We start from the raw sequence: 12781 nt of genomic DNA, 5'->3' as shown, positions 1-12781 counted from the left end.
GAAGATGCAATGAGAATTGCCAACGATACACTATATGGTTTAGGCGCTGGTATTTGGACGCGCAGTGTACATAAGGCATATCGCTTCGGCCGTGGTATTCAAGCGGGCCGCGTATGGACGAACTGCTATCACATCTATCCGTCGCATTCTGCATTCGGTGGTTATAAACAGTCTGGTATCGGCCGTGAGAACCATTTGATGATGCTTGATCATTATCAGCAAACCAAAAACATGCTGGTGTCTTACGATCCTAAAAAAATGGGGTTCTTTTAAACTCATTGAAGTAAAGTTTTTAAAAGGTGGTGATTAATATATTAGTGAGTCAGGTCTGTAAATCTAAGAGCAGGCTTGACGCATTGATGTTTTATCAATCTTAAGGTTACTTTGATGAGAGCTTGCCAGTTCATTATTCATTGGCTGAGCTTTGGAGAATACCATGCCTAAAAATGCTAATGGCCAGATGAATGGCGCAGCAGGAAGCACTCAGGCTGAAAAAGACTATTTTGCTAAAAGACAACTCAAACAAGGTGCAGTCGGCTGGGTACTATTAATAGGCCTTGGTGTTGCCTATGTCATTTCTGGGGATTTTGCAGGTTGGAACTTTGGGCTTGCTCAAGGTGGTTGGGGTGGGATGTTTGTTGCCACCATTGTGGTCGCCATAATGTATCTTTGTATGTGCTTATCTATGTCAGAAATGGCGACGATGTTGCCTACTGCAGGTGGTGGTTATAGCTTTGCCCGAACTGCCTTTGGTCCTTTGGGCGGTTATTTAACGGGTACAGCAATTTTAATCGAATACGCTATTGCACCAGCTGCTATTGCTGTATTCATCGGCGCCTACTGTGAGTCTTTATTTGGCATTGGTGGGTGGATGGTATATCTGGCTTGCTATATTGTCTTCATAGCCATTCATTTGAAAGGTGCTGGTGAAGCTTTAAAAATTATGTTTGGTATCACCGCTATTGCTTGTATCGCACTGGGTGTATTTATAGTAGCAATGATTCCTCATTTCGACAGTAAAAACCTTTTTGACATCGCAGTTGGCAATCAAACAGGCGCAAGCTCATTCTTACCATACGGCTATATCGGGATTTGGGCTGCTGTGCCATACGCTATTTGGTTCTTTTTAGCCGTTGAAGGCGTACCTTTAGCCGCTGAAGAAGCCAAAGACCCTGCTAAATCATTGCCACGTGGATTGATTGGCTCGATGTTGATACTCGCAACATTTGCTATTCTTATCCTATTTTTGGGACCAGGAGCGGCTGGCGCTGATGCGTTAAAAGACTCAGGCGCACCCTTAGTAGATGCTTTAGCGTCTGTATATGGAAGCAATTCTTGGTTAGCAAGTTTTGTAAATTTTGTTGGTTTGGCTGGTTTAATTGCAAGCTTTTTCTCGATTATTTATGCCTACTCTAGACAGATCTTCGCCTTGTCTCGTGCAGGATACCTACCTAAAAAACTATCATTAACCAACAATAATAAAGCCCCTTATTTAGCGCTTATCGTTCCTGGAGTCATAGGCTTCCTGTTATCACTTACCGGTGAAGGTGACTTGCTTATCCTGATGGCTGTGTTTGGTGCGACCGTTTCGTATGTCCTAATGATGGCATCTCATATTAAATTACGTTTATCTCGGCCTGATCTTGCTCGTCCTTATAAAACACCCGGTGGTATTTTCACTTCAGGTATCGCTTTAGGTTTGGCATTGCTTGCCGTAATAGCAGGATTGATGGTAGATCCTAAAGTATGGTTTATGGCCGCTGGTATTTATGTCGTCTTCATTCTTTATTTCGTTATATTTAGTCGGCATCATTTAGTCAGTGGTACACCAGAAGAGGAGTTTGCGCAAATAGAAGCCGCAGCGGATGAATTGAGTTAAAAGCATAAGGCATGTCCTCAATTCAATCGATAGTCATCTAAATGGGTTGAAAATGGCTAAATCTTGCCAAACGGCGTCAAACAGCTTACTAATATCTCGATATTATCTGCACTATTTTCCTTGTTTGACTGCAATTTATCTCATTTTTATCACCATTTTTAAAATGAGGACACGCCCTAATTATAAAGTCACTGATTATGATGTTGTATAAGTTAATTAGACGCTTCTCACATGACCTTAAGTTTTAACTTGGTTGAAACTTAAGGTCATGATAATTTGAAATACATAATAAATAGTTTCGTTAGCAACTCACATATTAGAACCAATCAATGTGATGATGAAATAAAGGTGGTTAACATGGCATATAAACATACCGTAGGACAGCGAAGTTACCAATTTAAAGACTTAAAAACCTTGCTGGCAAAAGCATCGCCAAGGCGTTCGGGTGATGAGCTAGCTGGAGTAGCAGCCAGCGATGCAACTGAGCGCGTAGCAGCACAAATGGCGTTAGCAGACTGCCTATTAACTGACTTTCTAGATGACTTTCTAATACCCTATGAGACAGATGAAGTCACTCGTTTAATCATGGAGCAGCACGACTCTCAAGCGTTCTCTGAAATATCCAGTTTTACTGTTGGAGATTTGAGAGACTGGCTTTTAGGAGAGTCAGCTACTACAGAGACCATATCAGAATTAAAATACGCTTTCACACCTGAGATGGTAGCAGCCGTTAGTAAAATAATGCGGGTACAAGATCTTATCTTGGTAGCGAAAAAATGTCGCGTTGTCACTAAATTTCGTAATACCATCGGTTTAGAAGGATCGCTGTCCACACGATTACAGCCCAATCACCCAACCGACGACCTATTGGGTATTTCTGCAAGCATCATTGATGGACTGATGTATGGCAATGGTGATGCGGTCATTGGTATCAACCCTGCTACCGATAATATCCAAAACCTGTCTGAACTATTGAAACTACTAGACCATGTGATCTCCGAATATCAAATCCCTACTCAATCTTGTGTCTTAACACATATCACTTCCGCTATACAGTTAATCAATAAAAACGTACCAGTCGATTTGGTTTTCCAGTCCATCACAGGTAGTGAAAAAGCGAATACCAGCTACGGTATAAACTTAGCGATGTTAAGAGAAGGCTATGACGCTGCCACGAGTCTTAATCGTGGCACAGTAGGTCAAAACGTCATGTATTTTGAAACAGGTCAAGGCAGTGCCTTATCAAGTAATGCTAACTTTGGCGCTGATCAGCAGACGCTTGAAGCCAGAGCTTATGCTGTGGCTAGAGAGTTTAACCCTTTGTTGGTTAATACCGTGGTTGGTTTCATCGGGCCTGAGTATCTCTTCGATGGTAAACAAATCATTCGAGCAGGATTAGAAGATCATTTTTGTGGCAAGCTGCTTGGCGTACCCATGGGTTGTGATATTTGTTATACCAATCACGCTGATGCAGATCAGGATGATATGGATACGTTACTGACGTTGCTTGCCAATGCTGGCATTAACTTCATCATGGGCATTCCGGGCTCAGATGATGTCATGCTCAACTATCAGACGACTTCATTTCATGACGCTCTATACATTAGACAACTTCTTGGTCTCTCCCCCGCCCCTGAATTTGCGCTTTGGCTGAGCAATAATGACATCTATACCCAATCTGGCAATAGTATCAATTGGTCAGACAAACCGTCAGCCTTACTGTCGGGGATAATGGGTAGTAAGCTTACTTAAGCGAGAGTATAGAAAACGTCGATACACTATAAAGAGAAATGCTATGTCCATTGATTACTCACCAAATAAGACACCACTGACTGTCAAAGAGCATGTCAAATCAAATACAAACAGTGCTAGTGATTTAGTGCATTTAGATCCTTGGGAAAAGTTAAAACAATATACAGACTCTAGAATTGCTTTGGGACGTGTAGGCTGTAGTGTCCCCACTAAGCCCTTGCTGAAGTTTCAGCTTGATCATGCTGAGGCAAAAGATGCTGTATTGCAGGACTTAGATGTTGATTCTTTAGTCGTTAAGCTGTCCGAACATTGTCGTGCATCTATGGTAGAGCTAGATTTGAAACTGGTTGCAGAGAGTTCAGATCAGATAAACAATCAAGATGATCAGGTCAGTGATAGCTTAAAAATACTGAGAGTAACCAGCCAAGCGCAAGATAAGTCGGAATATCTTAAACGTCCAGATTGGGGCAGACTTCTTAGTATTGAATCCGCTAAGCAATTGGAAATATTCGGTAAGGACAAGTCCTATGATGTTGCTATTGTTATGGGAGATGGCTTATCAGCGAGAGCAATAGCCGAGAATGCTCCGAAACTTGTTGCAGAACTCATCTCCCTTTTTAAGGAGAAAGGTTGGACTATCGCCCCCTTGGTTATCGCTACCGGGAGCCGTGTCGCTTTAGGGGATGAGGTAGCAGAGCGTCTTCATGCCAAAATGCTGGTCATGCTGATAGGAGAGCGTCCAGGTTTGAGCTCTCCTGATAGCTTAGGTATTTACTATACTTGGGATGCTCAATCTTCGAGTCATGATGCTATGAGGAACTGCATCTCTAATGTGCGTAATGCTGGCCTGCCAACCAGAGTGGCAGCAAGTCGTCTCTTAGCATTAATGGAAAAATCTTATGAGCTCAAGTTATCCGGGGTTGATCTAAAAGATGAGCAGGAACTACCAGTATTAGATCAAGGTCATACAGCGATTAAGCTACTATGATGACTAAAAAACATCATGCAATGTAACCTAAAATGCGAGGAACACAATCTGATGTTACGATGGCTAGGCTGTCGTAAGCATTGAGATATTTCATGTCAATAGAATAGCTCGCTATATAGAAACGCCTGCTACTCTTTCAAATATTAAACGGTTGAAATAGCTTCATCTTTTCGCAGAGTAAGAACCTCATAGCCCTCAGACGTGACAGCAATTGTATGCTCCCATTGAGCAGATAACTTCTTATCGTTGGTAATTACCGTCCAGCCATCTTTTTTGACTTTAACTTTAGCCTTACCTTGATTGATCATAGGCTCAATGGTGAATGTCATACCTTCTTGTAGGACTAGACCTTTTCCCAAATGTCCATAATGCAGCACTTGTGGTTCTTCATGCATTTCGCGACCAATACCATGACCACAATACTCCCGCACTACAGAATAACCCTGCTGCTCAGCATAACTTTGAAGAGCATGACCAACATCACCTAGCGTCGCTCCAGGTTTCACTGCTCGTATTCCTTCCCACATAGCTTCATAGGTCTTATCAACCAAACGTTTTGCGAGGGGTGCCACCTCACCTATCAAATACATTTTGCTAGAATCGGCAATAAAACCACCTTGTTTTAGGGTAATATCCACATTCACAATATCACCTGATTTAAGTATTTGCTGGTCTGAAGGAATGCCATGACAGACCACGTTATTCACCGAGGTATTTAATGCATACTGATAACCATACTGACCTTTACTGGCTGGGCGTGCACCTAGCTGATCGACAATATAACGCTCGGCAAGATCATTAATATCCATCGTAGAGATACCGACTGTGATTTTTCCATCTAGATAATCAAAGACAGAGGCTAGAAGCCTTCCTGACTCGCGCATGATTTTCAATTCTGCTGCATTTTTAAGTATTACCTTATCCATCTATAAGGTTCCTTACATTAATATCAGCTTGTCTCATTTGCTCATTGATAATTTGGTTATAAGACATATTGGGATTAGATTCAGCAAGCATTCCTATCTTGATCCAATATTCAGCTTGTGCGTTGATAGAGCGCACCATGACTGAGCTTGCTTTACGAATTTCTTCGTGCAGATTATCATCAATTTTAACAATACCCATAATAAGCTCTTCATATACGAAACGTATATGAATCGTATACCTATTTTTATCTAGTTGCAAGAAATAGCAAGCTAATCTAGTGGAATAATTTTTTATTGACTATTAGTCTATGTCCTATGGGAACTGGTCATATACAGCTTCTAATCAATTAGTTGAAGCCATAAAAAAAGAGCTGAATAATCAACTCTTTTTCGACACTTTTCTTTAGCTACGCTAACTCACAGTGATCACGCTTACATCGCTGTTTCGTATTGCATGACAGCACATATCTTGATTGGTACAGCAAACCTCCATGACATGCCAGCACTGCAATAAAAATACCCGTCACTATAAGATATAATATACGCCGTAAAGTCATTACCATAATGATCCATCATGGCTTGTTCATCATTTTCATCACAAACTGCACACCATATATCTTTATCCCCTCGTGCTAGCATTGCCCGTGTTAAATCACTCCCTTTTAATTCGTTATACATTATCAGCTCCTTAGTCATTCTGAATTCTCTAAAAGCAACGTGTTCTTAAAATATTGATTTCAATAGTACCGAATCTTTTATTTCGATATGAACGATAAGCAACGTCTCTTTTTGAATGATTATGGAAGTGCATAAAGCATTGCTTATTATTTAACAGTCATACATTAGCGCGGATAATATATTGTAAAACACCAGAATCAAAACTGTAACATATAAACATAAAATTCATGACAAACGGTGAAGTTGTTACGACAAGTGGTATGACTAAACAGATAATTTTTATACACACTATATTTAGATCGACTAAAATAAAACACATGTTCACTAAGAGACACTAAATAAGATGACTATAATGCTCTAAGTCCATGATATATAAGATTTGTAGAAGATAAAATTAACTATATATCTCCGCTACCTTATCCGAAAATTTATTATAAAATCTTATCTCAATACCTAACCTTTGATCATAAATCGTAACAGTCAAATCAGGTACAATAACGATTATGACAACCTCCATAACTCCTAATTCTCGGAAAATTATTCACATAGATATGGATGCTTTTTATGCCAGCGTGGAGCAGCGTGATTTTCCTGAATTACGAGGCAAGCCATTGGTCGTTGGTGGCGATCCGAATGGTCGCGGTGTCGTCGCAGCAGCCAGTTATGAAGTACGAAAATTTGGTGTACGTTCTGCCATGTCTTGCTATGAGGCACGCAAACGTTGTCCAGAAGTAGTATTTGTAAGGCCTCGTTTTGAAGTTTATCGAGCAGTGAGCGATGAGATTCGCCGTATTATGTACCTCTTAACCCCAAACGTTGAGCCATTATCGCTAGATGAAGCCTATCTAGATGTCACAGGACTGCAAGTTCATAATGGCTCAGCGACAATCATGGCCAATTGGCTGAGAGCTCAAATATTAGAGCACACAGGATTGACAGCGTCTGCCGGCGTCTCATTTAACAAAATGCTGGCCAAAATTGCTTCAGATATTAATAAACCCAATGGCATAGCGATTATCACGCCCACAGATGCCGATGCCTTTATTAGCACCTTACCTATTGAGCGCTTTCACGGTATCGGTAAAGCAACTGCTAGGCGCCTACATGCGATGGGCGTGAGCTATGGTGCCGACCTACGGCAGACGCCAGCAGCAGTATTGGTACAGGAATTTGGCAAACGTGGCCAGTTTTATCATGACATCGCACATGGACGTGATGATCGTGCTGTCAAGTCTGAGCGCATGCATAAATCCATTGGCTCAGAGACTACTTTTAGAGACAATCTAACGGATAACAATGCGTTACGAGTACAGATTTATGAGCAGAATGAAGATGCCTTTAATCAAATGCAGAAAAAGCAGCTAATCGCCTACACCATCACGCTCAAAGTTAAATATGCAGACTTTACTCAAATAACACGCTCTCACACATTATCGACCGCTTTTGATAGTGCCAAATCTGCGCACTATTGGTTAGACAAGCTGTTTTTAGATATTCCTCGTGAGTTGCCCATTCGTTTAGTGGGTGTCACCTTCTCTTCCCTTGCACCCGCTGCACAATTACTGCCTCAGTTAAACTTGTTTGAATAATTTCATGTACGACTGGCATTAAGCAGTTTTTTTGACGACTATTAATAGTAACTGATAGTAACTGATAGTAACTACTTATATTATTACTTAGGCTATTATTCTAAGTAGCTGCCTTACTTATATGCGCACGAGTCGTTATTAAACTGTCCTTTCACAATCTCATTTCTGCTACAATTACATCAAAATTTATATTCATTTAAAGACTCATTATGACCGACATACATGCTGTAGACGCTAAAACCAACACCTTAATTGATACGAACAAAGATAACGATACCTTAGATTACTTAAGCGTTGACGATTACGATTATGAGTTGCCGGATAGCCTGATTGCACGCTATCCGTTGTCGCAACGCTCTGCCTCCAAACTACTATACTTGCCTGCTGACCAACAGAAAACTACTACTGTAGAGGATCGTTTATTTGCTGAGTTGCCTGACTTGCTAAATGTTGGAGACCTCGTCGTATTCAATGACACTAAAGTAATGAAAGCACGGTTATTCGGTCAAAAAGACACTGGCGGTAAACTTGAAGTGCTCATTGAGCGGTTGGTTGGTATTTCGGACTTGGATACAGCAACGCTGCATTTAGAGGACATGACTGATAAGCCAATCAATCAAGAGCATATTGCGCTTTGTCATGTGAAAGCCAGTAAAGCACTTAAACTTGGACAACGCTTGCAACTCGCCGATGGTCATATGAGTGCCACCATGATTGGTCGTCAAGACAATTTATTTATCTTAGCTTTCGATGCGCCTATCTTACCGCACTTAGAGCTTTATGGTGAGTTGCCTATCCCGCCCTACTTTGAACGCCATGCTAACGATACAGACAATGCTCGCTATCAAACAGTCTTTCATGACCCAACCAAGCTTGCAAGCGTGGCAGCTCCTACTGCAAGCTTACATTTTGATGACTTGGTACTCAGTAAACTGACTGAAAAAGGCATCAATACTGCCTTTGTCACTTTGCATGTCGGCGCTGGTACATTTGCGCCTGTAAAAACTGACAACTTACTCAATCACACCATGCATAGTGAATATGCGCATCTACCACAAGCCACTGCCGACCTAATCAATCAAACACATGCTAATGGTAAGCAAGTTATCGCTATTGGTACGACGGTTACCCGTGTGCTCGAAACAGCGTATCAAAAAACAACGAAGGGTGGACAGGCTCTGTCTAGTTGGTCGGGTGACACTGATATATTTATTTATCCAGGATTTAAGTTTGGTGTAATAGACAAATTGTTAACCAACTTTCATTTGCCTAAATCCACGCTATTAATGTTGGTGTCGGCATTTTCGGGTAAAGACACGATAGAGCATGCTTATCAACATGCTATTAAAGAGCAATATCGCTTCTTTAGTTATGGCGATGCAATGCTACTTGAAAAAAAATTAGCTTAAACATTACTTAAACATTTTTTGTATTGTTCACAACAGTTGTGAAATAAACTGGTAAACTAAGCAGTATTTTGTTATAACAGCAAAGATAACTAATATTCTAAAGGGCGGCACATGTCTGGTCATTTATCTCATCGCTTGACTAATATACATCGCGCGGTATCGGTGGCACTACTTTATTCTGTAGGCTATGCCGCCTTAGTGTCTAGTGCACAAGCGGCAACGATAGGAAAGACTGTCATTACTTCTGCTCAGCATGAGCCTCTGGTAGCGAGCATTGCTGTTTCAGATATTAGAGCAGCTGACTTTTCGGCAAGCTTGGCCAACTCTACTATTTATCAACAGATGGGGTTGACCCAGACTGACTCAATGAGTGTACGCTTTCAGCCTACTTCAGCGACCAGTGGTCAGGTAGTTATCACGACTTCGCAGCCAGTATCTAAGCCTTTTGCCGATGTGGTTCTGACTCTAAATGATAAAGGTCAACACAATGTTATTCCTAAGACATTGTTGATGCCGCTTAATGATAATTTGCCTGTTGAAGCAACTAAGAATACCGTTACTGGCGCAAAAAAACCAAGTTTACCAAGTGTGTCCGCAAGTATTGCCGAGCCATTAACCGTCAGAAAAGGTGCGCCACCACCGTTTATATCAGCGCCTAATGTATCGACGAGCGAGTTAGTTGCCTCTAAATTGCCAGCGCCGAGCATGCAGTTACCTACCGTGGGTACTGCGGCGCAAGGCACCAATCTTGCTTATGCACCGAGTCGTTTGGATAACGGTCGCCTGAGCAATAGCGTTGAGACAAATAATACCAATACTAACGACAATAAGCCGAATTCAGCAAGCCGATTAGACAATGGTCGTTTGAGTGCACATAAGAATATAACGACAATCGACACCAATAATACCGACCTTAATGAAAATAAAAATACATCGATTACAGCGCTCACTGACAAAAAATTCGATATTTTAAATATACAAATCACCCGCCAAATACAGCCAAGTAGCAAGTCAGATAATGGCATAATGACTGCTGTGCCTATGATGCCCGCATCAAACGATAATAAAGCAAACGTATCAACGCCCGATCTCGATACTAGCAATGACATCGCTACCACTACTCCGACGAATAATATACCTGCTAACATTGCTGCACCTGCATCGCCTAACACCAGTATTGCCAATAGTGCCTCTGATAATATGGCAAGCAATACTGCGGCTGCCCAGTATCAAGTACAGCGCAACGATAGCCTATGGGTCATTGCTCAGCAGATAGCACAAGAAAATGATCTCGATGTGCAAACCGTGATGAAACAGATTCAATCACAAAACCCTGATGCTTTTATTAACAAAGATGCCGATCAATTAAAAGCAGATGCCAAGCTCAGCTTACCTAGCTATGATGTCGTGCCATCACAGCAGAAATTAGAAGCAGCGATTAGTGCACAAAGACAATATAACCGCAGAGCAAACACACCGATAGTAAAAAAAACAGCTAAGACACTAGCTAAAAAAACCGCTGAGAAATCTCAAACAACAAAACAACGTAAAAAACCAATGATTACGAAGACCCAAACGTTACCAAAAGCACAGTTTTCTGTACTAGCTCCTGGTCGTAATGGCAGTGCAGACGGTACTCAAGCAAAATCTGCTTCGGCAACAGGTAATGGTCTCAGCACAGATGTATTAGCAACGCTCAAGGCATCAAGAGAAAACGCCGCTTTACAAGCTCAGCGCTTATCAAAAACCAGTATTGCCCTTGATAGCTATACTAAAAAAATTCAACTACAGAACCAAAAACTGGCTGAGCTACAAGCTCGTCTTAAAAAACTACGCAATCAATAATTGCCTGACTAATCAATGCAATACGCCATGATCATAGGCGTGGGAGTAACTATGGACAACATGCTATATATCATCGCCGGATTGGTACTTATTCTATTAGTAGTTGGTTTAGTACTGCGCAAAAATAAAGCGCAAAAATCCTCACCACAACCATTTGCAAAGTCGGATCAAAATACCGTTACGTCCACTCCTGCCCAAAGCACTAAAGCTGAAGATAAATACAATCATATTATGATTGCCCAACGCTTTATGGATCAACAACGCTATGACAAAGCGATTGAAACACTCAGTCGTGGTCTAAGAGAACAGCCCAATGATGGTGAGCTATCTCTCAAGCTACTTAGCATATACGCAACCATCAATCAGCCAGAGAACTTCAACAAAGTCTATAATGCAATTAAAACGCAAAGCGATCCAAAGAGTATCGTTCTAGCCGATGAGTTAAAAGCTTTGTTTTCTGAAGAGCAGAATCAAGTCGCGGCAAAAGAGGCACCAGTAGAAGATAACAGCGGTTTTGAAAGCATAGATTTTGACTTACCGACCAACCAACTCGATAGCAGCAACGATATATCAAGTAGCGAACCTATCGTTAGTCCGACACTTCCAAATGATTTTCAAGAGGCAGCAGCTACTAACGACAATGTAGAGAATAGCTTTGATCTTACGTTGAATGATTTAGAGAATGACTTCAATGAACCTGCTTCAACCAGTACAACGCCTATCGCATTAGAGGTGGAAGAAGGTGAAAGTATCGATGTGTCTACTACTGATACTCTTACCGAAAATGACGAGCTTATTGATTTCGACTTTAGCTTTGATTCACCTGAAGAAACGAGTGCGCTAACAGAGCCTTCTATAGACTCAGCATCATCTGATCATGCTATCGAAGATATGACGCTAAACAGTGAAGATTTCGTCTTAGATTTTGATGATTTAGCGACTGATGCTGATCAAAATACTGAAGAGAACATTACTGAAGAATTGGTTATTGATGCGTTCGAAAGTGATGCAGCAGAAGACTTTGTATTACCTTCAGACAACATTGATACGCCAAGTAGCACAGAAACGTCGTTAGAAACCGAAGAAACTACCTTTGCAGAAAATAGTGATAACTTTGTTCTTCAAGACAGTAGTTTTGAAGAACAAAGTTTTGAGGACAGCGATTTTGAGATAGAATATCTTGAAAAAATTGATACTGAAGAGCCACTGCTCAACGATAGCAGCTTACAAGAAACGCTTACTAATGAGTTTGCTGCTATACCGACTGACACACCACTGTTCGATGACAACAGCATAATAGATAATGAATTTGCTGTAGAGCCTTTGACTGCAGCTAGCCCAGTCGATATCGAGACCGATATTGTAACTGACGAAGTGGACGAAACTCCTGAAACTGCGGAAGATTTCTCATCGCGTTTTGCAGCAGATTTTGATTTTGTAAAGTCACTAGATAGTAATCAAGTGACTCTAGACTTGGCTGGCCAATATCTGCAACTGGGTGAGTACGACAGCGCCAAACGCCTGCTTAATGAAGTGATTGCCCATGGTGATAGTGAACAGCAGAGCCAAGCGCAAATACTCCTTGAGCGCACTGCATAGTAAACAACCCGTTTTCTTATCAGCAAGTATTCTACTACCATAGAATACTTGCTGATTTTTTTTGCGTTTAACCTTTATACTATTTATTATTAATAGAGCTTATTGAGTACATTCTA

The 12781-nt window shown here is 41.2% G+C and carries 11 protein-coding genes; 8 read left to right on the top strand and 3 right to left on the bottom strand.

Annotated features, from left to right (window positions below; translation table 11 throughout):
* From IPZ60_RS07065 to eutC, 4 genes are all read left to right on the top strand, one after another.
* The coding region (locus IPZ60_RS07065) for an aldehyde dehydrogenase family protein (protein WP_194197124.1) at nt 1–273 on the top strand (273 nt) is incomplete at its 5' end.
* Between the two features lie 187 nt (nt 274–460).
* On the top strand, nt 461–1879 hold the full coding sequence (gene eat, locus IPZ60_RS07060) for an ethanolamine permease (RefSeq protein WP_194197142.1): 1419 nt from the start codon (nt 461–463) through the stop codon (nt 1877–1879).
* A 357-nt stretch (nt 1880–2236) separates the two neighbouring features.
* Entirely contained in the window at nt 2237–3631 is a 1395-nt protein-coding gene (locus tag IPZ60_RS07055) for an ethanolamine ammonia-lyase subunit EutB (RefSeq protein ID WP_194197123.1), read from the top strand.
* 43 nt (nt 3632–3674) lie between these two features.
* Complete coding sequence (gene eutC, locus IPZ60_RS07050) at nt 3675–4619, top strand: ethanolamine ammonia-lyase subunit EutC (RefSeq protein WP_194197122.1); 945 nt, start codon at nt 3675–3677, stop codon at nt 4617–4619.
* Between the two features lie 143 nt (nt 4620–4762).
* Here eutC and map read toward each other — a convergent pair whose 3' ends face one another.
* The 3 genes from map to IPZ60_RS07035 form a co-directional block, all read right to left on the bottom strand.
* Nucleotides 4763–5545 carry a type I methionyl aminopeptidase gene (gene map, locus IPZ60_RS07045; protein WP_194197121.1) on the bottom strand — a complete coding sequence of 261 codons (783 nt, stop codon included), beginning with the start codon at nt 5543–5545 and terminating at the stop codon, nt 4763–4765.
* Nucleotides 5538–5744, bottom strand: coding sequence for a ParD-like family protein (locus IPZ60_RS07040; protein ID WP_194197120.1), 207 nt, complete (start codon nt 5742–5744; stop codon nt 5538–5540). The genes map and IPZ60_RS07040 overlap by 8 nt, the downstream gene beginning before the upstream one ends.
* A 233-nt stretch (nt 5745–5977) precedes the next feature.
* On the bottom strand, nt 5978–6223 hold the full coding sequence (locus IPZ60_RS07035; protein ID WP_194197119.1) for a hypothetical protein: 246 nt from the start codon (nt 6221–6223) through the stop codon (nt 5978–5980).
* 503 nt (nt 6224–6726) lie between these two features.
* On the opposite strand from IPZ60_RS07035, the gene dinB reads away from it, so the two are divergent.
* From dinB to IPZ60_RS07015, 4 genes are all read left to right on the top strand, one after another.
* Entirely contained in the window at nt 6727–7812 is a 1086-nt protein-coding gene (dinB, locus tag IPZ60_RS07030; RefSeq protein WP_194197118.1) for a DNA polymerase IV, read from the top strand.
* 209 nt (nt 7813–8021) lie between these two features.
* A complete protein-coding gene (queA, locus tag IPZ60_RS07025) occupies nt 8022–9221 on the top strand; it encodes a tRNA preQ1(34) S-adenosylmethionine ribosyltransferase-isomerase QueA (RefSeq protein WP_194197117.1) in 1200 nt (399 codons plus the stop codon).
* Nucleotides 9222–9332: 111 nt separating this feature from the next.
* Nucleotides 9333–11066, top strand: coding sequence for a FimV family protein (locus IPZ60_RS07020; RefSeq protein ID WP_194197116.1), 1734 nt, complete (start codon nt 9333–9335; stop codon nt 11064–11066).
* 51 nt (nt 11067–11117) lie between these two features.
* Nucleotides 11118–12665, top strand: coding sequence for a FimV/HubP family polar landmark protein (locus IPZ60_RS07015; protein WP_194197115.1), 1548 nt, complete (start codon nt 11118–11120; stop codon nt 12663–12665).
* The last annotated feature ends 116 nt before the right edge of the window (nt 12666–12781 follow it).

This window comes from Psychrobacter sp. NG25, from assembly GCF_015234355.1.
Classification (GTDB): Bacteria; Pseudomonadota; Gammaproteobacteria; order Pseudomonadales; family Moraxellaceae; genus Psychrobacter.
This window is presented reverse-complemented; position numbering and strand designations above follow the sequence as displayed.

Coding starts and splice junctions, on each gene's coding strand:
- dinB (WP_194197118.1), top strand. CDS start 6,727: ATGACAACCTCCATAACTCCTAATTCTCGGAAAATTATTCACATAGAT.
- map (WP_194197121.1), bottom strand. CDS start 5,545: ATGGATAAGGTAATACTTAAAAATGCAGCAGAATTGAAAATCATGCGC.
- IPZ60_RS07020 (WP_194197116.1), top strand. CDS start 9,333: ATGTCTGGTCATTTATCTCATCGCTTGACTAATATACATCGCGCGGTA.
- IPZ60_RS07055 (WP_194197123.1), top strand. CDS start 2,237: ATGGCATATAAACATACCGTAGGACAGCGAAGTTACCAATTTAAAGAC.
- IPZ60_RS07035 (WP_194197119.1), bottom strand. CDS start 6,223: ATGTATAACGAATTAAAAGGGAGTGATTTAACACGGGCAATGCTAGCA.
- eat (WP_194197142.1), top strand. CDS start 461: ATGAATGGCGCAGCAGGAAGCACTCAGGCTGAAAAAGACTATTTTGCT.
- IPZ60_RS07040 (WP_194197120.1), bottom strand. CDS start 5,744: ATGGGTATTGTTAAAATTGATGATAATCTGCACGAAGAAATTCGTAAA.
- queA (WP_194197117.1), top strand. CDS start 8,022: ATGACCGACATACATGCTGTAGACGCTAAAACCAACACCTTAATTGAT.
- eutC (WP_194197122.1), top strand. CDS start 3,675: ATGTCCATTGATTACTCACCAAATAAGACACCACTGACTGTCAAAGAG.
- IPZ60_RS07015 (WP_194197115.1), top strand. CDS start 11,118: ATGGACAACATGCTATATATCATCGCCGGATTGGTACTTATTCTATTA.